The sequence below is a fragment of the Sporosarcina sp. Y352 genome, assembly GCF_056786535.1.
Genome location: NZ_JBXCJE010000011.1, coordinates 22,775 through 48,558 on the forward strand (window position 1 = coordinate 22,775; position 25,784 = coordinate 48,558).

Annotated in this window: 25 protein-coding genes; 20 read left to right on the top strand and 5 right to left on the bottom strand. The window is 40.0% G+C overall.

Annotated elements, in window-relative coordinates; all coding sequences use genetic code 11:
- The first annotated feature begins 142 nt into the window (after positions 1-142).
- Entirely contained in the window at positions 143-1,243 is a 1,101-nt protein-coding gene (gene ychF / locus AC1TO6_RS16020) for a redox-regulated ATPase YchF (protein ID WP_482102625.1), read from the top strand.
- A 48-nt stretch (positions 1,244-1,291) separates the two neighbouring features.
- Here ychF and AC1TO6_RS16025 read toward each other — a convergent pair whose 3' ends face one another.
- Entirely contained in the window at positions 1,292-1,870 is a 579-nt protein-coding gene (locus AC1TO6_RS16025; RefSeq protein WP_482102626.1) for a DUF3267 domain-containing protein, read from the bottom strand.
- A 138-nt stretch (positions 1,871-2,008) separates the two neighbouring features.
- Between AC1TO6_RS16025 and rpsF the strand changes: the two genes are divergently transcribed.
- From rpsF to AC1TO6_RS16115, 18 genes are all read left to right on the top strand, one after another.
- Positions 2,009-2,296: a 30S ribosomal protein S6 gene (rpsF, locus tag AC1TO6_RS16030; RefSeq protein ID WP_482102627.1), complete on the top strand. Its 288-nt coding sequence runs from the start codon at positions 2,009-2,011 to the stop codon at positions 2,294-2,296.
- Positions 2,297-2,345: 49 nt separating this feature from the next.
- Entirely contained in the window at positions 2,346-2,867 is a 522-nt protein-coding gene (gene ssb, locus AC1TO6_RS16035; protein WP_482102628.1) for a single-stranded DNA-binding protein, read from the top strand.
- A gap of 61 nt (positions 2,868-2,928) precedes the next feature.
- Positions 2,929-3,168 (top strand): 30S ribosomal protein S18, encoded by a 240-nt coding sequence (gene rpsR / locus AC1TO6_RS16040; RefSeq protein WP_482102726.1) that lies wholly within the window; start codon positions 2,929-2,931, stop codon positions 3,166-3,168.
- Between the two features lie 212 nt (positions 3,169-3,380).
- Positions 3,381-4,319, top strand: a complete 939-nt coding sequence (locus AC1TO6_RS16045; RefSeq protein WP_482102629.1) for a YybS family protein — start codon at positions 3,381-3,383, stop codon at positions 4,317-4,319.
- A 12-nt stretch (positions 4,320-4,331) separates the two neighbouring features.
- The gene (locus tag AC1TO6_RS16050; RefSeq protein ID WP_482102630.1) at positions 4,332-6,308 is read left to right on the top strand and encodes a DHH family phosphoesterase; all 1,977 of its coding nucleotides are present in this window, start codon (positions 4,332-4,334) and stop codon (positions 6,306-6,308) included.
- Positions 6,308-6,757, top strand: coding sequence for a 50S ribosomal protein L9 (rplI, locus tag AC1TO6_RS16055; RefSeq protein WP_482102631.1), 450 nt, complete (start codon positions 6,308-6,310; stop codon positions 6,755-6,757). Before AC1TO6_RS16050 ends, rplI begins: the two co-directional genes overlap by 1 nt.
- Before the next feature lie 15 nt (positions 6,758-6,772).
- Positions 6,773-8,128, top strand: a complete 1,356-nt coding sequence (gene dnaB, locus AC1TO6_RS16060) for a replicative DNA helicase (protein ID WP_482102632.1) — start codon at positions 6,773-6,775, stop codon at positions 8,126-8,128.
- Positions 8,129-8,661: 533 nt separating this feature from the next.
- Positions 8,662-10,128 carry a peptidoglycan DD-metalloendopeptidase family protein gene (locus tag AC1TO6_RS16065; RefSeq protein WP_482102633.1) on the top strand — a complete coding sequence of 489 codons (1,467 nt, stop codon included), beginning with the start codon at positions 8,662-8,664 and terminating at the stop codon, positions 10,126-10,128.
- Positions 10,129-10,324: 196 nt separating this feature from the next.
- Positions 10,325-11,035 carry a response regulator YycF gene (yycF, locus tag AC1TO6_RS16070; protein WP_482102634.1) on the top strand — a complete coding sequence of 237 codons (711 nt, stop codon included), beginning with the start codon at positions 10,325-10,327 and terminating at the stop codon, positions 11,033-11,035.
- Between the two features lie 5 nt (positions 11,036-11,040).
- Positions 11,041-12,870 carry a cell wall metabolism sensor histidine kinase WalK gene (gene walK, locus AC1TO6_RS16075; protein ID WP_482102635.1) on the top strand — a complete coding sequence of 610 codons (1,830 nt, stop codon included), beginning with the start codon at positions 11,041-11,043 and terminating at the stop codon, positions 12,868-12,870.
- On the top strand, positions 12,861-14,204 hold the full coding sequence (locus AC1TO6_RS16080; RefSeq protein ID WP_482102636.1) for a YycH family regulatory protein: 1,344 nt from the start codon (positions 12,861-12,863) through the stop codon (positions 14,202-14,204). Before walK ends, AC1TO6_RS16080 begins: the two co-directional genes overlap by 10 nt.
- Entirely contained in the window at positions 14,191-15,003 is an 813-nt protein-coding gene (locus tag AC1TO6_RS16085) for a two-component system regulatory protein YycI (protein ID WP_482102637.1), read from the top strand. Before AC1TO6_RS16080 ends, AC1TO6_RS16085 begins: the two co-directional genes overlap by 14 nt.
- A 12-nt stretch (positions 15,004-15,015) precedes the next feature.
- Positions 15,016-15,804 carry an MBL fold metallo-hydrolase gene (locus AC1TO6_RS16090; protein WP_482102638.1) on the top strand — a complete coding sequence of 263 codons (789 nt, stop codon included), beginning with the start codon at positions 15,016-15,018 and terminating at the stop codon, positions 15,802-15,804.
- Positions 15,805-15,929: 125 nt separating this feature from the next.
- Positions 15,930-17,171 (top strand): S1C family serine protease, encoded by a 1,242-nt coding sequence (locus AC1TO6_RS16095; RefSeq protein ID WP_482102639.1) that lies wholly within the window; start codon positions 15,930-15,932, stop codon positions 17,169-17,171.
- 168 nt (positions 17,172-17,339) lie between these two features.
- Positions 17,340-17,504, top strand: coding sequence for a CxxH/CxxC protein (locus tag AC1TO6_RS16100; RefSeq protein WP_482102640.1), 165 nt, complete (start codon positions 17,340-17,342; stop codon positions 17,502-17,504).
- A 79-nt stretch (positions 17,505-17,583) separates the two neighbouring features.
- On the top strand, positions 17,584-18,063 hold the full coding sequence (gene rlmH, locus AC1TO6_RS16105; protein ID WP_482102641.1) for a 23S rRNA (pseudouridine(1915)-N(3))-methyltransferase RlmH: 480 nt from the start codon (positions 17,584-17,586) through the stop codon (positions 18,061-18,063).
- A gap of 151 nt (positions 18,064-18,214) precedes the next feature.
- Positions 18,215-18,667 carry a helix-turn-helix domain-containing protein gene (locus tag AC1TO6_RS16110; protein WP_482102642.1) on the top strand — a complete coding sequence of 151 codons (453 nt, stop codon included), beginning with the start codon at positions 18,215-18,217 and terminating at the stop codon, positions 18,665-18,667.
- A gap of 108 nt (positions 18,668-18,775) precedes the next feature.
- The gene (locus AC1TO6_RS16115; RefSeq protein ID WP_482102727.1) at positions 18,776-19,291 is read left to right on the top strand and encodes a YehS family protein; all 516 of its coding nucleotides are present in this window, start codon (positions 18,776-18,778) and stop codon (positions 19,289-19,291) included.
- An 81-nt stretch (positions 19,292-19,372) separates the two neighbouring features.
- On the opposite strand, the gene pgeF is transcribed toward AC1TO6_RS16115, so the two are convergent.
- Entirely contained in the window at positions 19,373-20,137 is a 765-nt protein-coding gene (gene pgeF, locus AC1TO6_RS16120; protein WP_482102643.1) for a peptidoglycan editing factor PgeF, read from the bottom strand.
- Positions 20,138-20,977: 840 nt separating this feature from the next.
- Positions 20,978-22,285 (bottom strand): uracil/xanthine transporter, encoded by a 1,308-nt coding sequence (locus AC1TO6_RS16125; protein ID WP_482102644.1) that lies wholly within the window; start codon positions 22,283-22,285, stop codon positions 20,978-20,980.
- 384 nt (positions 22,286-22,669) lie between these two features.
- Here AC1TO6_RS16125 and AC1TO6_RS16130 point away from each other — a divergent pair, with 384 nt between their 5' ends.
- Positions 22,670-23,284: a class I SAM-dependent methyltransferase gene (locus tag AC1TO6_RS16130; protein WP_482102645.1), complete on the top strand. Its 615-nt coding sequence runs from the start codon at positions 22,670-22,672 to the stop codon at positions 23,282-23,284.
- Between the two features lie 54 nt (positions 23,285-23,338).
- On the opposite strand, the gene AC1TO6_RS16135 is transcribed toward AC1TO6_RS16130, so the two are convergent.
- A complete protein-coding gene (locus tag AC1TO6_RS16135) occupies positions 23,339-24,010 on the bottom strand; it encodes a putative bifunctional diguanylate cyclase/phosphodiesterase (RefSeq protein ID WP_482102646.1) in 672 nt (223 codons plus the stop codon).
- Positions 24,011-25,777, bottom strand: a complete 1,767-nt coding sequence (locus AC1TO6_RS16140) for a diguanylate cyclase domain-containing protein (protein WP_482102647.1) — start codon at positions 25,775-25,777, stop codon at positions 24,011-24,013.
- Between the last annotated feature and the right edge of the window lie 7 nt (positions 25,778-25,784).

The window sequence follows — 25,784 nt, forward strand, 5'->3', positions numbered from 1 at the left end:
TGCATACAGCATAACTTGATTCAGCAGAAGTCCCCACTTCTATTAGTGGCGTAATTGATATGAATGAGTGAATGAACATATAATGGAGGCTTCTTTAAGCGAAAGTACCGCTTAAAAAGCTCAATGAAAGGTTGTGGGATGAATGGCATTAACAGCTGGAATTGTCGGTCTACCAAACGTGGGCAAATCTACATTATTCAATGCGATTACAAAAGCAGGAGCAGAGGCGGCGAACTATCCGTTCTGTACAATTGATCCGAATGTTGGCATCGTAGAAGTTCCTGATGAAAGATTAGACAAACTAACGGAGCTAGTGACACCGAAAAAAACAGTACCAACGGCTTTTGAATTTACAGATATCGCAGGAATTGTTGAAGGGGCAAGTAAAGGCGAAGGATTAGGAAATAAATTCCTTATGCACATCCGTGAAGTGGATGCAATTTGTCAAGTCGTCCGTTGCTTCGTTGACGAGAATATTACACATGTATCCGGTAAAGTAGATCCAATCGATGACATCGAAATCATTAATTTGGAATTGATCCTTGCTGATATGGAAGCCGTTGAAAAACGATTGGCTCGTGTAACAAAAATGGTGAAACAAAAAGACAAGGTAGCAATGGCAGAAGAACCTATCCTGATTAGATTAAGAGAAGCATTTGAAAACGAAAAGCCTGCACGTTCAATTGACTTCACAGATGATGAATTTGTCTTGGCTAAAGGAATGAACCTTCTCACTATTAAACCGATGCTCTATGTTGCAAATGTTGCGGAAGACGAAGTTGCAGACGCGGAAAACAATGAAAATGTTAAAGCCGTTCGTGAATTTGCTGAAAAAGACAATGCGCAAGTAATTGTTGTCTGTGCAAGAATCGAAGAAGAAATGGCTGAACTTGAAGATGATGAGAAAGCGATGTTCCTTGAAGAACTTGGTATCAAGGAATCAGGACTCGATCAACTCATTAAAGCATCATATAAGCTACTTGGCTTTGCTACCTACTTTACGGCGGGTGTACAAGAGGTTCGCGCTTGGACATTCCGTAAAGGGATGAAAGCACCACAATGTGCTGGTATTATTCATACTGACTTTGAACGTGGATTTATCCGTGCAGAAACAGTTGCATATGATGACCTGGTTGCTACAGGGTCTATGACAGCTGCCAAAGAAGCAGGCAAAGTCCGCCTTGAAGGTAAAGAGTATATTGTTAAAGACGGCGATGTCATGCTGTTCCGTTTTAACGTATAATAACTGAAAAGCCACATTGGGATAATTCATATCCCAATGTGGCTTTTATTAATTTACCAATTCGCTCGACTTGTTGGGCGAATAGACATAGAGCTTTGGCAATTCAGGGTCGTCCTTGACAACCCAGTCGTCTGGTAGCTCCTTCAATTCTTTATACATGGCAAAGTCACCAGCTGCTCCGCCTATCAATAAAGCAGAGAGACTGATTAACAAGCCGCTCCCCATATAAAGGCCGACAACGGCAGGTAGAATACCTGTCATCCAAAAAGGAAGTAGCAGTGCTTTGCGGATAGCCCGATTCGTCATAAGTTGAGTGGTGGTTGCGTATGCAATGCCCAATTTCAGATTGACTCCGACGACCATCTTTCTCCAGGGGACACCTCCGAATAACCGAAAACCTAAAAGATGAAAAAATTCATGCAGAATAATTAGTAAGATATATCCGATAATGAAGAAGACAATCGCCCACCAGCTGAATGAAGAAGGAAAGCTTCCCTCTATACCAATTTTAAGAATCCACAGTAGTAAGAGAGCGGAACCGGTTAAAAGTAAGCTGTTTTTTGCCACCTTAGGTAAATCAATCTCGATTACTTTATCGGGTTCAGGAAATTCAATCAAAAATATCACCTCTTTGTAAAAGTATACAAGAAAATAGTTGAAAGATGAATGAAGTTATGCTAACATGTACTGATGTGAGTAATATAATTACTTACTCCTTGCCCGCTGACATCAGCAGGGCCCAAGTCCATAAGGAGGTGACTACAGATGAGAAAGTACGAAATTATGTACATTATCCGCCCAACAGTAGAAGATGAAGCGAAAAAAGCGTTGATTGAACGTTTTGACGAAGTCCTAACTACAAATGGTGCAGAAAACATCGAGTCGAAAGAGTGGGGCAAGCGCCGTCTTGCTTACGAAATCGACGATCTACGTGAAGGTTTCTATCAACTAATTAAGTTGAATGCTGAAACTATAGCAATCGATGAATTTACACGTCTTGCGAACATCAACGAAGATATCATTCGTCATATGATCGTTCGTATTGAAGACTGATCCATATATAAGTTGAAATCTACAAAATAATGAGGGAGGTTGAATTCTAATGATTAACCGAGTTGTTTTAGTAGGACGCTTAACGAAAGACCCTGAGCTTAAGTATACACAAACTGGTATCGCTGTAACACGTTTTACGTTAGCAGTGAACCGGGCCTTCCAAAGCGCTTCAGGCGAAAGGGAAGCTGATTTTATCAGTTGTGTAGCTTGGAGAAAACAGGCTGAAAACGTTGCGAATTTCTTGAAAAAGGGAAGTCTTGTCGGAGTAGATGGCCGTATTCAGACGGGTAGCTTTGATGGACAAGATGGAAAGCGTGTTTATACAACAGAAGTTGTAGCAGACAGTACGCAGTTTCTTGAACCGCGCAATGCATCTAGCGAAAATAGAGCGGGAGCTGGCGGAGCACCTTACCAAGGTTCTCAACAAAGCGAACAACCGAGCTATCAAGATAGACAGCCAAACCAACAATATCAACAACCGAATCAGCAAAATTACACACGTACGGACGATGATCCATTCTCGACAGGCGGAGGTCCGATAGAAGTATCAGACGACGACCTGCCATTCTGATGATCAAACCGTTTTAAAAAACATCGATAAACTGAAAATGACTAACGTTAGGAGGGGAACAATTATGGCAGTACGTCGTGGAGGAAAAAGACGCCGTAAGGTTTGTTATTTCACATCAAATAACATTACAAAAATCGACTATAAAGATACAGATATGCTTAAGAAATTTATTTCTGAGCGTGGAAAGATCTTGCCTCGCCGTGTAACAGGTACAAGCGCGAAGTATCAGCGTAAACTGACACTTGCAATCAAACGCTCACGTATCATGGCACTTCTTCCATTCAGTTCGGAAGAAAGATAATTTTATTTAGATGACCGCCTTGTCAAACCGGCACAACCGGGATGGGGGCGGTTTTTTTATACAAACGAATCTAGTACATATGTTCCACTTTTGGTCTAAAAACAATAATCATGATACAATTGAAGCAACTGTCCATCTAGAAAATTGGATTAGGAACTTAAACAAGTGGATAGAAATCATCATCCAGTGAAAGACCGGAGGAATCTTATATTATGCAAGACAACTCAAGAAAAATTACGTACGGAGCAATGATGATTGCATTGTTTGCAATCTTACTTGCAGTATCGCTATATGCACCGCTAATCGGTAATATAACGATGTTTTTCATACCGTTGCCAATTATTCTTTACAGACTGAAGTATGACCGCGCCTCGTCTCTTCTTGTGCTTGCAACCGGAGTCATACTGTCCTTACTAATTGGAGGCATCTTGCTTGTACCTTTCGCTCTCATCCACGGGCTCTTAGGCTTTGTTATGGGAGAAACTGTGAGATTGGGAAAAACAAAACTTTATATCTTTATGGCTTCTGGCCTGACACTGCTTATTACATCGCTCGTAATGTACGTGGGTGCTGTTTTGTTATTCGGCATCAATATGATTGAAGAATTAATGAAGGTCATGGAGAGTACGCAAGAGCAGGTAACTACATTTATGAAGCGAGCTGGTGGAGTACCAGACAATTACGATGAAATTGTTGCTTCAACATTTACAATGTATGAAAACACGATTCCTTCCATTTTTATTTTAAGCATCTTTATGTTGGCGTTTATCATTCTCACTTTGAATTTGAGTGTTGCCAAACGGTTGAAATTCGATGTTCCAAAGTTTCCACCATTACGGGAAATGAAATTACCAGTTATAACAGTAATTTTGTACGGAGTCATTCTTCTGACATCCCTATTTGTAGAAATGAAACCGGGTACGAATCTATTTTTAATTACCAATAATGCCACTGTTATACTAAGGACCTTGTTTCTGCTGCAAGGGATTTCATTCATTTATTACTATGTAAATGAAATGAAGTTACCGAAAGTAGCGACTGTCGTTGCCACAATTTTTGCATTGCTATTGACCCCGGTTACAACGTTAATAGGAATACTAGATGCAGGAGTGAATATACGTGCCTGGGTCAAAAAAGACAAGTCGAAGTAAGGAGATGGGACAATGACGTCGTTTTTTAGAAAAAGAGCAATACGTTATCCATTGACAGTATTGTCGATTCTGGGCTTATTGGCGGCAGTGCTCCTGCTTTTATCTCATTTTTGGTCAGGACTTATTTTTGCCGTTTTATTCACGACTGCGGCAGGGATTGCGTGGAAATTAGAAGAACAAACCTATATAGAAACGGAAAAACATATTGAAACGTTATCCTATAGGTTGAAGAAAGTCGGAGAAGAAGCACTTCTTGCATTGCCAATTGGCATCATTCTGATTAACGATAAAAACGTTGTTGACTGGGCGAATCCGTATGCGGCAAAGGTATTCGAACGACAGGAGACTTTAATTGGGAATGACTTGTTTGATCTATCAGAGCAATTTCGCGCGATTGTAAAAGGTGAAAGTCTTGAAAATGGTGTACTGACAGTGGGGGAACAGTCCTATAAGGTCTTTTTCAAAGCTGAAGAGAAACTCATTTATTTGTTCGATATTACAGAACAATTGGTGATGGAATCACTTTACTATGAAGATCGCACGGTTCTCGGTATTATTCTAGTAGATAATTATGATGAACTTTCACAAGCAATGGATGATCAGACGAGAAGTCAGCTTAATTCCCTTGTTACCTCACTTATTAATAAGTGGGGAACGGAGAATGGAATCTATGTAAAACGGATTGCAACGGATCGCTTCCTGGCAGTATTCAATGAAGCAACACTCGTTACCTTGGAAAAAACAAAGTTTTCGATTCTAGATGATATTCGTGAAACAACGGCTAAACAGAGTACTGCACTAACGTTGAGTATTGGTGTAGGAATGGGATCAACTTCATTAATCGAATTAGGGGAACTGGCACAATCCAGCCTGGATTTGGTTCTTGGTAGGGGTGGTGACCAAGTGGCTATTAAGCGATTGGATGGCAAGTTGAAGTTTTTCGGAGGGAAAACAAATCCTGTCGAAAAAAGGACAAGGGTTCGTGCTCGAGTTATATCTCATGCTTTGCGTGACCTTATCCAAGGCAGTGATAAAGTTTTTGTTATGGGTCACAAAATTCCGGATATGGATGCCATCGGAGCCGCCATTGGCGTTCAAAAAATGGCACGTATGAATAATATTGAAGGATATGTCGTCGTTAATTTTAATGAGCTTGACGGAAGTGTAACACGGCTTATGGATGAAATTAAGCGCGATGAGGAACTGTTCAATCAATTCATAAGTCCTGAAGAATCGCTTGCTATGATTACAGAAAAGTCATTGATTGTCGTTGTTGACACACATAAGCCGAGTATGGTCATTGATGAACGTCTCATCGAGAAAGCAGAGAAGGTTGTCGTAATAGATCACCATCGTCGCGGGGAAGAGTTCATCAACAATACGATGCTTGTCTACATGGAGCCATACGCGTCATCTACGGCTGAACTCGTTACAGAATTAATTGAATACCAGCCGAAACATGAAAAACTAACAATGCTTGAGTCAACAGCACTGCTAGCAGGTATTATCGTTGATACGAAAAGTTTTACACTCCGTACAGGGGCTAGAACGTTCGAAGCCGCATCGTATTTACGAACAAATGGAGCGGATACCATACTAGTCCAGCGTCTCTTGAAAGAGGATATTGACACCTATGTTTTGAGGGCAAAATTGATTGAGACTGTTGAATTGTCCAATGGCGGTATTGCAATTGCAAAAGGGAAGGACCAAACTGTTTACGGCACTGTTCTGATTGCCCAAACTGCAGATATTCTACTGACGATGCAAGGGGTTGCAGCTTCGTTTGTCATTGCGTCTCGTTCAGATGGTAAAATAGGTATAAGCGCCCGTTCCCTAGGTGAGTTGAATGTTCAACTTGTTATGGAGGAACTTGGGGGTGGCGGCCATTTGACAAACGCGGCATGCCAGCTCGACGTTGGGTCGGTAGAAGAAGCTGAACAAATGCTAAAAGATGTATTAAATACAATGATAGAGAGGGGAAATTCATAATGAAAGTAATTTTTTTGAAAGACGTTAAAGGCGTAGGTACAAAAGGCGACGTGAAAGAGGTATCTGTGGGGTATGCACAGAACTTTCTATTGAAAAATAAGCTAGCGGTTGAAGCGACTGCTGGTAATATTAGCAGACTTGAAGGACAAAAAAACCGGGTTGCAAAAGATGCTGCTGAAGAGTTGGCTGAAGCAATCGTCTTGAAGGAACAAATCGATAAAATCACAGTTGAAATGAAAGCAAAATCAGGTGAGGGTGGCCGTCTATTCGGTTCAATCACTACTAAACAAATTGCAGAAGCCTTGAATAAAACAGAAGGCATTAAAGTGGACCGACGTAAAATGGACTTACCAGATGCAATTCGTGCACTAGGTTTTACAAATGTGCCAATTAAAATTCACCCTGAAGTTACGGCAACACTTAAAGTACATGTAATTGAAGAGGGATAAGGAGAGATTGGATAGATGAACCAGATGATTGATCGCATCCCACCACATAATAATGAAGCGGAACAATCGGTCATCGGTGCTATTTTTCTTGAACCGCAGGCACTCATTACGGCAGCAGAGCTTCTGATGCCCGACGATTTTTACCGGATGGCGCACCAAAAAATCTTTCAAACGATGATTAGTCTAAGTGATAAAGGTCAAGCGATTGACGTTGTCACGGTTACGGAAGAGTTATCCGCTAAAAAAGAACTCGAAGACGTCGGCGGCATTTCATATTTGTCTGAAATCGCAAGCTCTGTTCCAACCGCAGCAAACATCGTGCACTATGCGCGTATCGTGGAAGAGAAAGCACTTCTGCGACGTCTAATACGTGTTGCGACGTCAATCGTAGAAGATGGTTATGCACGTGAGGATGAAGTAGAGGCACTCTTGTCTGAAGCGGAAAAGAAGATGATGGAAGTATCCAACCGGAAGAACGCCGGCGACTTTCGTCATATTAAAGATGTCCTCGTTGAAACGTATGATAATATTGAACTTCTTCATACGCAAAAAGGCGACGTTACAGGAATTCCAACGGGTTTCCGTGATTTAGATAAAATCACAGCCGGTTTCCAGCGTAATGACTTAATCATTGTTGCTGCAAGGCCTTCTGTTGGTAAGACAGCATTTGCTTTAAATGTGGCGCAAAACGTTGCAACTAAAACCGATGAAAATGTTGCCATCTTTAGTTTGGAGATGGGTGCGGAACAGCTTGTCATGCGGATGCTTTGTGCAGAAGGAAATATCGATGCTCAGGTGCTTCGAACAGGTGCGCTTGAAGCTGAGGATTGGCGTAAACTTACTATGGCAATGGGTAGCCTTTCAAATGCAGGTATTTTCATTGATGATTCGCCTGGTATCCGTGTCAATGAAATTCGTTCAAAATGCCGTCGATTGCAACAGGAACATGGACTGGGCATGATTATGATTGACTACATGCAGCTGATAGCAGGAAGTGGTTCTAAGCCTGGTGAAAACCGTCAGCAGGAAGTATCGGAAATTTCTCGATCGTTGAAAGCACTCGCCAGAGAATTGAAAGTACCTGTAATTGCCCTTTCACAGCTTTCCCGTGGCGTTGAACAACGTCAGGATAAACGCCCTATGATGTCCGATCTTCGCGAATCAGGGAGTATCGAGCAAGATGCTGATATTGTTTCGTTTCTTTACCGTGAAGACTATTATGATAAAGAGACGGAAAATCAAAACATGATTGAAATAATTATTGCAAAGCAGCGGAATGGTCCAACTGGAACAGTTACTTTAGCTTTTGCTAAGGAATATAACAAGTTCGTTAATATCGACTGGAGTCAGCATGAATCATCCGCTTATTAATAAAAACGAGCATTATGAGTTTGCAGACTCATAATGCTCGTTTTTTGTGTTTGATTGACGAGGCAAAACATTTTAAAAGAGGTGTAGATCAACTCAATAGTATTAGGAATTGAAAACCCTGTAGGGAGACGAAGGCAATGGGAAAACTACCAATTTCCATTTAAAGCGTAGACCAATGACTCTGTTGTCTAGTACTGAAGGTATACATGTAGGAAAAAAACATCTCAGAATACCGGGAACTTCCGGTGCTCTGAGATGTTTTTTTTACTTGAACAATCAAACAAAAGAATATTGAACAGTGAAATGTATGAAAAAGTGAAGAAATCGACATTTATTTCATGAGAAAATGATAAAAAATCAAAATATGTCTATTTTATGTTTTAAGTGGTGGTATTTGGATGTAATTCTACAATCTCGTTACAATTGCCTATAATTCTACAAGAGTACATTAGGATATGTTAGATTAGATAAGCATGTAAAAAATAAACTGTAATCGGTCATTCGATTTGAAATTTGGAAGGAGTTACACATATATGTTTTTCAAAAGAAGCAACCAGGACAAGCTTAAGAAAGTCCTGCCAAACTTCAAGCATTCTATCAAAAGGATTCAACTGGTTTCCATCATTACTTTATTGCTGTCAGGCGTTGCAGCACAACCAGGTTATGCAAATAAAACTGAAGATTTATTGACTATATTCCACATCTATTCAAAAGGGGAATATGTAGGGGTTATATCCGACGAGGAGAAGCTTGAACAAATGAAAGAAGATGAGATTCAAAAAACGTCCTCTGAATTTCAAGATCTCCCTCTTATAATAGGAAAAGATTTATCCGTAATTCCTGAAATGGTTTTCACAGCAGAAACGGACGATAGCGAAGTCTTAGAAAAAGTTCAAACCATGATATCGGTTGAAGCGGAAGCGGTTGGTGTTTCAATTGACGGGGAACTGGCATTATACGTCAAAGACATGGACACATACTATGAACTAATTCGTCAACTGAAGATGCAATATGTCACCGAAAAGGAACTCGATGAATTCGAAGCCCGTACAGCATCTACTGAACCTATACCCCCGCTTAAAGAGGACCAAACCCGTATTACAAACATCGTTATCAGTAAAGGTATAGAGGTAGCGAATGGGGAAACAGATCCTGAAAAGGTGAAAAACGTTGAGCAAGCAATAGATTTTCTTGAAAAAGGAAAACGTGTACAAAAGAAATACAATGTAATTTCCGGAGATATTCTAGGAACAATTGCTGCGGAAAACGAAATGACTACATCTAAACTACTAGAACTAAATCCAGGTATGACACATACAACAATTCTCCGTTCTGGTGATGAACTGAATATAACAGCTGTCGAACCGTATATCGAAGTGGAAGTTCATTATGAAACAAAAGAAAGAAAAGTTATTAAACAAACAAACAAGGTTGAAGAGGACGATAGCCTTTTTAAAGGGGAAAAGAAAGTTATAGCCAAAGGTTCGGATGGAGAAAAAGAAGTAACGGAACTTATCCGAAAACGGAGCGGTCAAATTATCGACAAATCTATAACTGAAGAAAGAGTCATTTCTGAGGCGAGTGACAAAGTGACAGTTGTAGGTACGAAAGTGATACCATCAAGAGGATCAGGTACATTTATCAGACCTGTGTCTGGAGGATATATTTCTAGTAAAATGGGCACCCGATGGGGAAGAATTCATCAAGGAATTGATTTCGCCCGTCCGTCGTCCTATGAAATTGTAGCTGCAGATAATGGCGTAGTCACAACTGCAGGGAACCATAGCACATTTGGTAATCGAGTTGTTATCACGCATAACAATGGTTATGAAACGCTCTATGCTCATCTATCTTCAATAGATGTCAAAGTAGGACAAACGGTACCACAAGGAACTAAAATAGGAGTAATGGGATCAACCGGTCGTTCGACAGGTGTCCATCTTCATTTTGAAGTATTCAAGAACGGTTCAAATATCGATCCTATGAACGTGTTAAGATGAATAAACAACTACTGACGGTACACAATGTTGTACCGTCTTTTTTATTAGTTATTCGACAATATCCACGAAATATTGCCCGGGAAATAATTTGGGAAATATAGCCTTAGAACGAGTGAAACGTGCGAATTAGCGACAAGAATGATAGAGTAAAAGGACAGATATAGAGATGCCAACTGGGCTGGAAGGGGAATGTAACATGCAAGATAAAGTAATATTAATAGTCGATGATGAGAAACCAATTGCAGATATACTTGAATTTAATTTGAAAAAAGAAGGATTTACTGTTTACTGTGCATATGACGGAGAAGAAGCGCTAGAAAAAGTTGAAGAAGTGAAACCCGACCTAATGCTACTCGACATTATGCTACCTAAACGGGATGGTATGGAAGTATGTCGAGAAGTCCGGAAGAAATATGACTTTCCGATTATTATGCTGACAGCGAAGGACTCTGAGATTGATAAGGTACTTGGTTTGGAGCTTGGAGCAGATGATTATGTCACAAAACCATTCGGAACCCGTGAACTAATCGCACGAGTCAAAGCTAATTTACGGAGACATATGAAATCTGTCGAAGAAGAGGCGGAAGGTGGGACAAACGATATTACAGTCGGCCACTTAATTGTTCAGCCAGATGCCTACCTCGTGTTAAAAAGAGATGAAAAAATTGAATTGACGCATCGTGAATTTGAATTGCTTCATTATCTTTCAAAACATATCGGACAGGTTATGACACGTGAGCATCTCTTACAGACAGTATGGGGCTATGATTACTTTGGGGATGTACGGACAGTCGATGTAACGATTCGTCGCTTGCGCGAAAAAATAGAAGATACACCGAGCCACCCGACGTGGATAGTCACGAGACGCGGAGTAGGCTATTACTTACGGGATCCAGAACAGGAGTAACCATCATGCAAAAAGTCGGTTTTTTTAGATCTATTCACGTTAAATTTGTTCTAATTTATGTGATGCTTATTCTAATTGCCATGGAAATAATCGGACTCTATTTTGCACGTGAACTCGAAGAAACATTAAAAACAAATTTCACAAACTCAATTTCCGACAGGATGAGTTTGATTGAATTTAATGTTAGTGAAGAATTGATAAAGAAACGATCCCCAGACGACCCGGTGACACTCGAAATGAGTCTCCAGGCCGTCCTTTCGGGTTTCACTTCGGAAGACATCAATGAAATCAGGGTTATTAGCGCAGGGAAGATTATCCTTGCTACATCCGCTCTGGACAAAAAGTCGATGGTAGGACAGCGAGCGATGGACGAAATTGTTAGAAAGGCGACTGCCTCAAAAACCGAGAATGATGTTATCAATTTAGATCGGAAAACTAGAAATCGGATTTTGGTACGTGCAAAGCCTATTCTTACTACTGAGGATGAATTAATAGGGATCCTCTATCTAGAGGCAGACATTGAAAAGGTGTTTACACAGATTGATGAAGTGAATCGGATTCTAGCTGGTGGGGTAGCCATATCGTTGACGATAACAATCATTTTGGGCATTTTAATTGCCCAGACAATGACGAGGCCGATATCTGATATGAGACGCCAGGCGCAGACGATGGCAAAAGGAGATTTCTCCAGAAAAGTGCGTGTGTATGGTAATGATGAATTGGGCCAGCTGGCGGTCGCTTTTAATCACTTAACAAACCAGTTGCAAGAGTCTTATTCAACGACCGAAAGTGAACGACGGAAACTGGCTTCTGTCCTGGAAAATATGACGGATGGTGTCATAGCTACCGATCGAAAAGGGCGTGTTAGTCTTATTAATGACTCCGCTCTTGTGATGCTGAGGCTGACAAGGGATCTTGTCCTCAATAGACCGATTTCTAGCATTTTGGGAGTTGAACAAGAATATGCTTTTGAAGATTTAATACAAATTAGAGATTCAATTGCATTGGACTTTAGTACGAACGAACAGCCTTATATTCTGCGTGCCAATTTTTCAGTCACGCAGAGAGAGACTGGATTTGTGAATGGTTTAATCGTTGTTTTACATGATAATACGGAACAAGAAAAAATTGATATGGAGAGACGAGAGTTTGTTTCAAATGTTTCGCATGAGTTGCGTACGCCACTAACGACAATGCGCAGTTATTTAGAAGCATTGGCTGATGGTGCTTGGAAGAATGAAGAGATTGCTCCATCCTTCCTCCACGTAACACAGACCGAAACTGAACGGATGATTCGTCTTGTAAATGACTTAATGAAGTTATCACGAATGGACAGCAGGGATTATGATTTGAATAAAGAATGGGTCGAATTTAATCACTTCTTCAACTCAATCATAGATCGCTTTGAATTTTCAAAATCTCAAAGTGTTCAATTTATAAGACTGTTGTCTGCCTCCGATTTGTTCGTTGAAATTGATACGGATAAGATGACCCAGGTCCTCGACAATATCATTTCAAATGCACTAAAATACTCTCCAGACGGGGGAAATATCCGCTTTGGAATAATGATGTCTGATGACTTCATTAAAGTAATGATTTCTGATGATGGAATGGGTATACCACAAGCGAACGTGAAGCGGATATTCGATAGGTTTTACCGGGCAGACCGTGCACGATCACGTGCAATGGGTGGAACGGGACTAGGACTAGCAATTGCCCGCGAAATGATTGGAGCGCATGGTGGAGAGGTATGGGCGGAGAGTGTAGAAGGAAAAGGGACGACAATCTTCTTTACGTTGCCGTTTGAAATCCAAGAGGACGGTGAATGGGAATGAAATATATCGAGATTGTCAAGACAACAGTACTTACCTTACTCGTCGCCTTAAGTATGGTATTGACCTTTTCCATTTGGACATACACTCCCGGTTATGACACGATTGAGCAATTGGCGCCTGTAGACGTAGCCATCGCAGATAAAAAGAAATACAATGAAATTATTAAACCATACAAAACTATATTTAACTTCGGAGATGCATTAAAAGGAACCACCAATCCAGTTGAAATCAATAGCTTTGTAGAAGAGTTGTCTGAATGGAAAATAGGTGATATTAGATCACTTAATAATAACTTTAGTACAGATAATCTGAATACCCTCTTACGGAAACCGAACCGATTTACATTATTCTTTCACGGTGAGGTCCCTTTGACTGTCTATGATAATGTCATAAACATTGATGAACCGATACCGACAGTGCCAGAAATTAGTTTCGATCGGATTGTCGTTGATTGGAATACGGACAATAGTGACATGGATATTTATTTTGTCAGCAGGGCAAATAAGAAAATCTACAGTGCAAAAGCAAAACCGGATGACAATCATAAACTTCAACAATCCATATTAACGGACGCACGGGAACTCGCCGATTATAAGGAGGTAGCCCCTGAAAGCTCTTCTTATATCGTCGTTCCAGTTGAACCTGTAGAAACAACCAAGTATACGTTTATTGAAGGTGATATTTCCCCGAATCGATTCCGGGATGCATTGTTCAACGATCCGAATGCAGTGCGGAGTAGCCAAGTGGGACCTAAGATGGAAGAACTAGGGGATAACCATGCAATAATGAAGATTGATAAGGAAAATAAGAAGTTTGAATATGTTTATCCTACTGCCAAAATTCAAGAACTAGCAATTCCATCTGAATTACTCTCGAACACAGTCAACTTTGTTAATGAACATGGCGGTTGGACAGATGATTTCAGGTATACGTACATGGATCCGAAAACAAGGACCGTACGATTCCGCTTATTCCTGGAGGGGCTTCCCGTTTATTCAGACTCGAGTACCACCACAGAAATTGTACAAAAATGGGGAGATAAACAGATATTCAATTATAAGAGACCCTACTATCGCCTTGATTTTTTTATTGATGATGAACCTGCAACACTCCCTTCAGGCGTAGAGATTGCCGAAAGGCTTATTGACTCGAAAATGCTGGATTTTGAAACTGTTGATGAAATTGCTCCAGGGTATTTTATGAAGCGAAATACTGATAGAGGAAATATCATAATGGAACCGGCGTGGTTTTACTTGGTGAAAGGAAACAACACTGAAAATTGGCATCGTTTTTCACCTGAAACTTTAGGAGGTGAGCTGATTGGATTGGAATAAGACGAAAACGATATTCATCATCGTATTTTCAATAGTGAACGTTTTTCTGTACACGCTTTACCTCAACAAGGTTACGCAGGCACAAAATGTTCAAGTGCTGGGTGAAACACCAATCGAGGAATTGCTGAAGATGGAAAACATTACGTATGATAAACTACCACCTTTTAAAAATGAACCCTTTTATGTGTCTGCAAAGCCTATGATATTATCCGATGCAAAACTAGCAGAACTTGAAAATCAAAAAGGCGAAGTTGTCGATGAAACACTTCTAAAATCGACTTTGATAGAGCCGTTCAGTCTACTGAATGTAAAAGGGGAAATTGAATTCACAGAGTTCCTGTCAAAGCATGTAATGGGCGGAGAAAGTTATGTCCAATGGGAAGTTAATAAAGATGAGAGAAAAGCTTTACTCTTCCAAAAGGTCGACGGAGATCCAATTTACCATAGCCTCAATGCGATGTTGATAATCTATTGGAATGAGGATGGGGAAGCGACGAAATACGAGCAAAGTATGCTCGGTGAATTCGATCGTTTCAACCGGAAAAATGATCTTCTATCACCCATTGAAGCAATCGGTAACTTGTATTCACGGGATTATTTGAAAAAGGATTACAAAGTAAAGCAAATGACGCTAGGTTATTCCAGTCTTGTTCAAGTGACAGAAACCCAAGTGTTTGCTCCGACGTGGCATGTTCGTGTAGAATTAAAGGATGGCGAAATTGAAGATTACTTCATTAATGCGATCGAAGGTATGATTATAGAGTTTCAACCTGAACCGCTCGAAGAAGAGAATGAATAAGGAGTTTTTTTAATGCGTTTTAGCGTACTCGCAAGCGGCAGTAGCGGCAATGCGGTTTTTATAGAAAATGACGAACATACATTTATTGTAGACGCGGGATTTAGTGCAAAGAAAATGGATAGTTTAGTTGCTGGCATTGGTCGTTCTATGAAAGATGTCGATGGTATTTTTGTCACACATGAGCATAGTGACCATATAAAAGGGATTGGTGTTGTTGCGCGTAAATACGGTATGCCCATTTACGCAAATGAAAAGACATGGGCGGCGATGGATGGACTCGTAGGCAACATACCTCTCGATCAGCGTTTTCAATTTGATATGGAAACAGTTAAATCATTTGGTTCACTCGACATTCAATCATTTGCTGTTTCACATGATGCAGCAGATCCGATGTTTTATGTTTTCCATGAAAACGGTCGAAAACTTGCGGTTATCACGGATACTGGTTATGTAAGTGACAGGATGAAAGGCTTCATACACGGAGCAGATGCTTTTGTCTTTGAAAGCAATCATGATGTCAGTATGTTGCAAGTTGGCCGTTATCCTTGGTCCGTCAAACGGCGGATCCTGAGTGATGTCGGCCATGTTTCTAATGAAGACGCTGCAGTAGCAATGAGTGAAGTTGTTGAGCAAAAAGATACGAAGATCTATCTATCACATTTAAGTAAAGACAATAATATGAAAGACCTTGCAAGGATGAGTGTTTCACAAACGTTGGAAACATGCGGAATTAGGACAGGTGAATTCGTTCATCTATACGATACGGATGCTGACCAGCCAACTGAACTCGTCACCGTGTAAATAATGAAATAACCTTACCTTCAAGGGATTTTACCTAAATCCTCAATAGGTAAGGTTTTTTATATTGAAATATATGAATTAGGGTAATGTTAACTACAACGTTCTTTTCAGAAAGGGAGAGGTAAATGGATGAATTCAATCAAAATCCAGATAATAGGGAGTTGAGGCCACCTATAGAAGAACCTTCACAGCAGCCAGTTCCACAGCGACCCAGAAAAAGAGGTGGTTTCGTATCGGGGTTTTTGGGTGTACTACTAGGTGCATTGATCGTCTGGTTCATCATGCATAATGGAAATGACATCGCGGAAGACACAGAGAGTGCGACAACTGCCCAGAAAGCTGGTGAGATAGGAGCAGAGCGTGTGTCCTTCGATGTGAATAATGATGTGACAGATATTGTCGAAAAAGTGGCAGATTCGGTTGTTGGTGTAACAAATTTGAAAACGGACCGTGATATCTGGTCGACAACTGAAACAACGATAGAAACAGGGTCCGGTTCGGGTGTCATTTATAAAAAACAAGGGAATACAGCATATATAGTTACAAACCATCACGTAGTAGAAGGCGCAACTGAAATCGAGATATCCTTCGATGATGGCTCAAAGACAGCGGGAAAGATTGTAGGAAGCGATATGTGGACAGATTTGGCTGTTATTGAAATTGATGCTGCAGTTGTAAAAACAATTATCGAGTTTGGTGACTCGGATGCTTTGAAACGTGGAGAACCTGTTATCGCAATCGGTAATCCGCTCGGGCTTGGTTTTTCAGGTTCCGTAACTGTCGGGGTCGTATCCGGGAAGGACCGTTCAATTCCAATCGATTTTGATGGTAATGGATCAGTGGACTGGTTTGCGGATGTTATGCAAACGGACGCTGCCATTAATCCCGGGAACTCAGGAGGAGCGCTTATTAATCTTGCGGGTCAGTTAATTGGCATCAATTCCATGAAAATATCAGAGGCAACTGTTGAAGGAATAGGACTTGCGATTCCAATAAACCTTGCTATGCCTATTATTGATCAACTAGAAAAGTTTGGTGAGGTAAACCGCCCAACGATGGGCGTTACATTACTCGATCTCCGAAGCATTCCAGCACAACAACAGCGGGAAATGTTGAAGTTACCCGAAAGTGTAACAGATGGCGTAGTTATCAATGATGTCATAGCTAACTCTTCTGCTGAAATTGCGGGTGTGAAGCAGTACGATGTTATCGTCGAAATGGACGGCGAAAAGATAGAAGATATGGTCAGCCTGCGCAAACATCTGTATAATGCGAAGGATGTAGGTGACACAATGCAAATGAAAGTATATCGGCAAGGGAAGTTACTTGAAATTGAAATGGTTTTAAGAGACGGAAACTCGTTCTAGTAATAAAAGTTACAAACAATTTACATTTTAGTTTATCCACAGTAGGCGAGGTAGCTAGCTGATAGCTATTTTGCCTACTTTTTTTATTATATTCACTATTTGTGGATAAATCTAAAAATTTGTGAATAACTTTGTGTGTTAGAAAAAGGATGAAAGTAGGGATGAAAAATGAAGATATATAGCTGTGAAACCCATATAAACCATGCACTTGACGTTTTTGTGGCAGATCAGGTAAAGTTTCCAGTAATGGAAGCTGTACGAGATGAAGAAAAGTTATCCACAAAATGCTCCTATTGTGAAGAGCCAGCATTGTATGTTGTGGCGAACGATTAGTCGAACACAACATGTAGATAACTCCTGTGGATATGTGTATAAGTTTTGTTTATAACAAATAAAAAAAGGTGGATAACTTGTGAATATTACAATTGTGACAGTGGGAAAACTAAAAGAAAAGTATTTGAAGATGGGGATTGAAGAGTTTTCAAAAAGACTCGGAGCTTATACAAAAATACAGCTCGTCGAAGTGGCAGATGAAAAAGCACCCGAATCATTAAGTGATGCCGACATGGAAATTGTAAAGAAAAAAGAAGCGGATCGTATTTTGTCGAAAATAGGGACAGATGCGTATGTGATTGTACTTGCGATTGATGGGAAGATGAAGACGTCGGAGGAGTTATCGGCAGACCTAGAGTCATTGATGACTTATGGAAGAAGCAAAGTGACATTTGTTATTGGAGGGTCACTTGGACTCCACGAAAGTGTGATGAAACGCTCGGATGAATCGTTGTCTTTTTCGAAAATGACCTTTCCCCATCAAATGATGAAGCTCATATTGCTGGAGCAAGTGTATAGGGCTTTTAGAATTATGAAGAATGAACCGTATCATAAGTAAATCATTAAATTACCATTTGTGTTGAAAGAAAGAATTTTAGTGAACATTCTAGGTGGCAACTAAAGGTTGCACCTAGATGCGCCTATAACTAGCTTTACTTTATCTACTTACTTCTGAAATACTGTAATTGCTAGGAAAGGCGATGAAAAGTATGATTTTAAGTGATCGTTTAAAAAAGGAAAGAGAAAAGCAGGGTTGGTCACAAACAGAACTCGCTGAAAAGCTTCATGTTAGTCGCCAATCGGTTTCCAAATGGGAGACAGGAAAAAACTATCCGAGTATCGAGGTAATCATCGATTTGAGTGATTTATTTGGTATTACGATAGACGAGCTATTAAGAAGTGATGAAGAGTTAAAAGAGAAAGTAATTCAAGATAGTAAGCAATTGGCATATCCAAAGTGGAAAGTTTTGTTCGACAGTATGTTTTTGATAGGTGTATTTTTATTAGCGTCAAAAGTAATTATTATCGTTTTAAATAACTTTGTGGGTACAAATATTCTTTTACTAGAAGGTTTGCCGAAAGTAGTCACCAACTTTTTACCACTACTTTTAATGGTATTTGGCGGTATTGGCAGTGATCAGTTAAAAGGTAAATATAGTTGATTTTTCGAATCACAGCGGACACTTGGAGAGACATGGTAATAAATTAATGCAATAATAGGGTAAAGGATACACTGATAATGACTATGCAATTAGGAAAGGTTTTGAGGGATAAAAATGACTAATAACGATATATTAATTAGGTTAAGATATGCGTTGGATATAAAGGATATGGATATGGTTGAAATTTTCGGGCTAGGCGGCATTCAAACAACGAAAGAAGAAGTACAAGAAATGTTATCAAAAGCAAAAAATAGTAGTACGAATGAAGTGCAAGACGATGAATATGTTAAAAAAATCGACAACATTACGTTAGAGTCCTTTTTAAACGGTTTAGTTCGTTTAAAAAGAGGAACACAAGATACAAAACCAGAGGATTCCCAAAAACAATTCTTAATGGCAAATAACAATCGGAATGTTAATAATATCCTGCTCAAAAAAGTGAAGATTGCACTTTCACTTACAAGTGAAGACATTCTTGATATCTTAGAAGACACAGGAGTTAATATTTCTAAAAGCGAATTGAGTGCAGTTCTTAGAAAAGAAGGACAACGAAATTATAAAGAATGTGGCGACAGATACGCTAGAAACTTCCTAAAAGGATTGGCAAGTAGATATCGTCAATAATCAATAAATTACATTATGAAAGCACATCGATGGGACTAGTTGATGTGCTTTTTTGTCTGAATTTTTTAGAAATAGATAAGGTCAATTATCTTTTCTCATAATAAAACTAAGATGTCTCCCGCTCTTTTTGTCTTGACGGTACGAAAAACCATCTGAACTTACATACGTACAGGTCTCGTCAATTGTAATCTGCTCAGTCGGAATGCCTGCCAACTCACATTGTTTTTTCACGACTCGCTGATTGTCAATGTGATACTTGTGGGTTTGATCATTGTAATAGATAAAATCATCCGTATAGCCTAGCTCTTTGAATTTTAAGTATACATCTTCATCGACTTCAAACATTTCTTGGCTCAGTGCTGCACCAATCTGGACACGAAAATCACTCGGGTTGCATTGTTTATCCAGTTTCAAATGCTCGAAAACTTTCAAGGAGACTTCTTTTACTGTACCTTGCCATCCTGAATGAATCACACCAATCACACCCGATGCATCATTGTGGAAAATCAATGGAACACAATCGGCAGTAAAGCTACATAATACTAGATTCGGCTCAAATGTGTATAAGGCGTCTGTATCAGCAATAGCGGTATCCAATTGATTTGCGCCTCGCCCTTTGTCATGAAGTGTCACTTCATGGAAATTGGAGCTATGTGTTTGATTGGCACAAACAAAAGCTTCCAACTCACAATTCAAGAAAGTAGCTAATTTTTGCCGATTTTGTCTTACATCATCAGGGTTTATACATGCGTGGAGAGCCATATTATTGTTATCAAGCTCGGTCTCATCCTTCATGGTAATGCCCGCGATTAGTTTTTCATTATTTGTATACAATTTTGTATTCATGTAATCACCTTTTTCTACTATAGGATAATGGGCTATGAAGAGAATTAGAAATCCTGCTATTACCGCTTTTGCGCTTTGTGGATGCCTCCCGCGATAAGCCGGAAAGGAGAGCACTTTCAGTCTTATCGCTCAGGCTACCACGAAGTCGCGCCTTCGCTGGATGACCCAGGTTAGAAATGGAGAGAATTAGAAATCCTGCTATTACCGCTTCTGCGCTTTGTGGATGCCTCCCGCGATAAGCCGGAAAGAAGAGCAGGGAGGGATTGAACTGTATCCCTCCATCAGTCTTATCGCTTCGGCTACCACGAAGTCGCGCCTTCGCTGGATGGTCTTTTTAAGAAAGCATACTTCATTGTTAGGGAGTAGACCTGCAATCTATAGTACGTCTTTCTACAATGAAATTAGTATCAAATAGTAATCACATTATAATCTCAGTGCACACATCTTTGAATTACTTTCAATAATGGGAAACTCCAGCGCAGGGAGGCCACTGAAAAAGCTCTTTATTATAATAAGAACTAGTTGATTGTAGTGGAGAGCGGCGACTCCAGCGGGACCGGCTTTTGCGACCAAAAGCGTTAGCGTTGGGAGCACGAGGCAAGAATGCCTTAATTTCTGCAAAGAACGCAGAAATACGGCAAATCGAACCCTTTGCTGTTCGATTGGCTGAAGCCGTGCCCGCGGAAAGCGTCCGCTCGGAACGGAAATCAACGGGATTGAAGGAAATCCGGCTTTTTCAGTGGCTTCAAAGGCATCCCCAAAGCGCCAAGCGATCTACTTTCCACACTCCGCCTCACAATTCGCTCTCAATAATGAACTCTAAAATGGCTAGCCCGTTTTTTACTGTCTACTTTTCTTAGCCCTTTGGCTGAGATAATACAACAACTCCAAAAAGAGCGCGGTTAAAATCCCCATAAGCATCCCGTTTGAGAGGATTGGTCGTGCCAGTAGTGGAATTGTTGTAAAAACGGTTGCGGGGAGTGACATGATTGACAGTCCCAGTAACGCAGGAATTGCAATGCGGTAGACGGTTCTTGGCTCAAATGTCAGGCCCTCGATATTACGGATTGCTGAACGGAATAGCTGGATATAGGCTACAAAAAGCACCGTATTTCCGACGCTTTGTGGAATGGTCGAAAAAAATGTACTAAGCATTGGATTCATCCCCAGAAGAATGAATAGAGCAGAACCTATGAAAAATGGTGCCCTGTCACGAATCCCGGACGACTGTAATAAACCTAATGAAGAAGTATAGGGTGCATAAGGAACGAGGCCAAGAACACCTGAAGCAGTTGAAAACAGTCCTGTTAGTAGGAAAGAGGACCGATATTGTTTTGGCGTCGTTTCTTTTTCGAAAATATCTTCTGCCCCTTTTAATGTGGCTATCGTATTTGTTGTGTTTAATAGTCCAGTGATAATAACAGTAATCACTATGCCCCATTCGAACGTAGTGGGGGAACCCCATGGAAACCAAGTGAGGAAAGGTTTCGTGTTAATTGTTTCTGTGGCCTCCACTGGAAATAGAATTACAGCACCAATCCAACCGACCGTCATCCCGATGAGAAGGTTCAAACTGCTGATGATTCCTTTTCCTAATACATGAATCAGAATCGTAAGTGTAGCGAGTAGAAACGAAAAAACTGCAACTTTTACATCGATAGAATCTCCTGTATTTAGACCAATCATTCCTTTTAAGAAAACAGTAATAAGCTGATTGGCTAACAACAGAAGAAAAACAAACATCACTACAGGTGTAAACCATTTTTTTAGGACTTCCCCGATGCCGAGCAATCCAAGAAGGGCAACGATTACACCAGAAATCATGACTCCAATTGCAATACTACCGCCAACCGTTGTTAGTTCTAGATTCATTGTACTAGCGGTTGCTGCCAGGCTTAAAATGACGCCCCACCAAAGACCCGATTGGCCCTCCATTAATGCTAAGCGATGCCCGAAGAGTCCCTGCAGAAGACAGGCTACTCCTGTAAAAATGAAAGAACGCTGAATAGCTGATACTATTTCAACAGACTCCAGCTGAAAAGCACTGCCAACTGAGATTGGAATGACCACCGTATTAGCGAACATAAAGAAAAGCCATTGAAATCCAGCTAACACAGTGACAGACATTCGTAATTGTTTTGTGTCCAATTTACCCACCGCTCCTTAACAAAAAAACGTCTTCTGTTCCAATTCCTAAATTTTAAGACGCATAGATAAAGGCGAGTATACCATTACCAGTTAACTAATAATACAGTTAGTTGAACCGAGAAAGAGAATTCAATCAACAGTACCATTATCTTGACTGATATTGATAAAAACGTTAAAACAGAACTATAGCGTTTTTATCGAAAATGCGACTATGTTTATAACAATGCGTAAATCATAATACCAGGCAATGTTTGTTTAACGAAAAAAGGTTGAGTGCTTGTGAAAACATGCTGAATAAACAATGAAAACAAAGACTTTTAAAGTTATCAGGGTTTTTTTCTTATGTTTTGATACAATGTATGTAAACAGGCGGGAGGACTTCTTATGTATGATAAAAAATGCGATCGATCGCTACGTATTAATACCGTCGGTACCCGGGAATGGTTGCATCAGTCCTCTCATTATAACCGGTACGAAGCGACGCCTTATGATGCCTTGGATCAGTTTTTTCAAGTCTATGAACTGACCAAAACGGATAGCGTTGTAGATTTTGGATGTGGCAAAGGCAGACTGCCTTTTTACATACATAATCGATTTGATGTTTCAGTGACGGGGATTGAAATGAGTGGGCAGCTGTATACAGAAGCGCTTGAAAATCAGGCGAGTTACATGAAAAAGGTTAAGCGGACAAATGCATCTATCTATTTTGAACGCTGTCTGGCAGAGGAGTACGAGGTCGATGCGGGAGATAATCGGTTTTATTTCTTCAATCCATTTTCGATTCAAATCTTCATGAAAGTCGTTGATAATATTCTTCTTTCTGTTGAAAAGAATCAGCGGTCTGTAGATATCATCCTTTATTATCCCACTAGTGATTATATTGAATTCCTTGAAAATAATACTCCCTTTGAACTCATTAAGGGAGTAAAAGTATCCGGTATGCGCGAGAAAGATCCCAATGAACTTTTTCTTGTGTTGCGTTTCGGGACCGACAAATGAAAGAAAACCCGCATTCATAGCAGTTGAATGCGGGTTTTCTTGTCATCAATCAGATTATTTCACTGGATTTAAATTCGACATCGTGAATAGGGTAGTGACTTGCTCCTTGAGCAGCGGCCTGTAATAATAGTAGCCTTGTACTTCATCGCAATCCAAGTCTTTTAAAAAACGTGCTTGTTCTTCCGTTTCAACGCCTTCTGCAATAACTTTTAAATTCAAGTTTTTTGCCAGACTGATGATGGTTTTAACAATGGCTTTGTTGCTTGTACTCGTACCTTGTACAAATACCTGGTCGATTTTCAAGTGGGTAATCGGAAAATTACTAATATAACTAAGTGATGAGAATCCAGTCCCGAAATCATCGATGCTGATATTGATGCCGATTTTTCTAAGCTGATAGAGCGTTTTCTGACAGTTCAAAGCGTCTGACGTCATGCTTTCGGTTATTTCCAAGTTTAGATAGTGCGGCTGTAGCCCTGTTTGGACAAGTGTTTCTTCTACTTGCTTGGCAAAATTGGTTTGCATGAACTGGATAAATGAAACATTGACACTGATCTGTAACTTCGGGAAATCAGTTTCTTGCCACTTCTTAGTCTGTGCACACGCTGTTTCGAGCACCCATTGGCCGATTGGGACAATCAAACCAGTCTCTTCTGCAATCGGAATAAAGTCAGCGGGTGAAATTATGCCTTTCGATGGATGATGCCACCGGATAAGAGCTTCCAATCAGGTTATTTCACCTGTGTTGATATCGATTTGCGGTTGATAATAGAGCAGGAACTGATCTCTTTTTAGTGCATGCCGAAGTTCCATTTCCAGTGTCATTTTTTCGACGATGTCACGATGTAAATCCTCTGTGAAAAATTGATAGTTATTTTTTCCTTTTTCTTTTGCAAGGTACATTGCTGAATCAGCATTTCTAGTTAAGGTCTCATAATCATGTCCATCTTCCGGAAAAGTGCTGATGCCGATGCTTGAAGTGACATACAAGTCCATGTTCTGAAGAGTCAGCGGGTGTGTTAGTTCATCGACGATTCGTGCAGCTATTGTATCCGCTTCCGATGGCTGGCAGAAAGGAAGTAAAATGATATACTCATCTCCACCATGGCGTGCAACAAAATCATTTTTCCGAACAGATTTCAGTAATCTTTGTCCTACGGCTATTAGTAGCTGATCTCCGATTGGATGACCCATAGAATCATTGACATTCTTAAAGCGATCGAGGTCGATAAACATAATTGCAAATTGAGTATTTTCTATCTGTGCTTGTACAATTTCTTCATTTACTTTTTTTTGAAAAAGTCTTCTATTTGGCAAACCCGTCAAATGATCATAAAATGCCATATGTTCAACAAGTTTTTCCGCTTCTTTCCGTTCGGAAATATCGATGGCGGTACCCACTACTTCAACCACCTCGCCGTCTACAGAAATCGGTGACAAATAAACTAGAAAAGTATAACCATAGAGAAGCAATTCAAATTGAACAACCTTACCTTCCATCCCTTTCGTTAGATCACGGAATATCTGAGCAAGTTCCTTTTTTGAAAAAGAAGATTCCACTTTGCGCAAATTGATTTTTTCCACAGTAATGCCGAGTTCTTGTGCAATCTTACCCTCCATAAGTGTGAATAGGATTTTTCCTTTGTCATCGTATGTATACTTAAAAATTGCATTTTGTAGGTTTTTTACAGTCTGGCGGAAATCATTTTCTAAAGCAATTTCAAGTGATTGCTCCGCTTCTTTTCTAGCAGTGATATCTGATCGGATGGCGATGTATTGATAAGGTACTCCTTTATTATTAAGAAGGGGGACAATTGTGGTGTTCACCCAATAGCTTTTTCCATCTTTTGATCGGTTTTTCACATCACCCGTCCAAATTCTCCCCTTTCCGATTGTCTGCCACATTTCTTTAAAGAAGCTTTTAGGGTGATGAGCTGAGTTAACGATTCGGTGAGTTTGTCCAATTAGTTCTTCAAGCGGATACTGAGACAGTTCACAAAATTTATCATTTGCATAAGTGATCAATCCTTTTCGATCAGTGATGGCAACAATGGTAGATTGATTGAGTGCATTTTCGATATTATGAAAGTCTAACAGTGCTTTTTTATAATTGTCATCCATCAGTACTTTGCTTGTAATGTCCATATCGAAAGAAATATACTGTATGATTTGGTCATTATCGCCAAGAACAGGGACGATGGTTGCTTGGATCCAGAATGGAGTTCCGTCTTTGGCGTGACTCTTTATTTTTTGATGTGATACTTTATGGTTCATTACTTCATTTTTTATTTCGAGAAGGGTAGTCTCATCGGAGTAGTCGCTATTGAGAAATCCATATGTTTTCCCAATTAACTCTTCTGCCTGGTATTTTGTGATATCGCAAAAAATTTGATTCACATAAGTGATAAATCCGTTAGCATCTATAATAGAAACAGCAAAATTCTCCTCTAGTAGCAGAGATACAGATGAGAGATTTTGAATTCTTGATAACATTATGTAA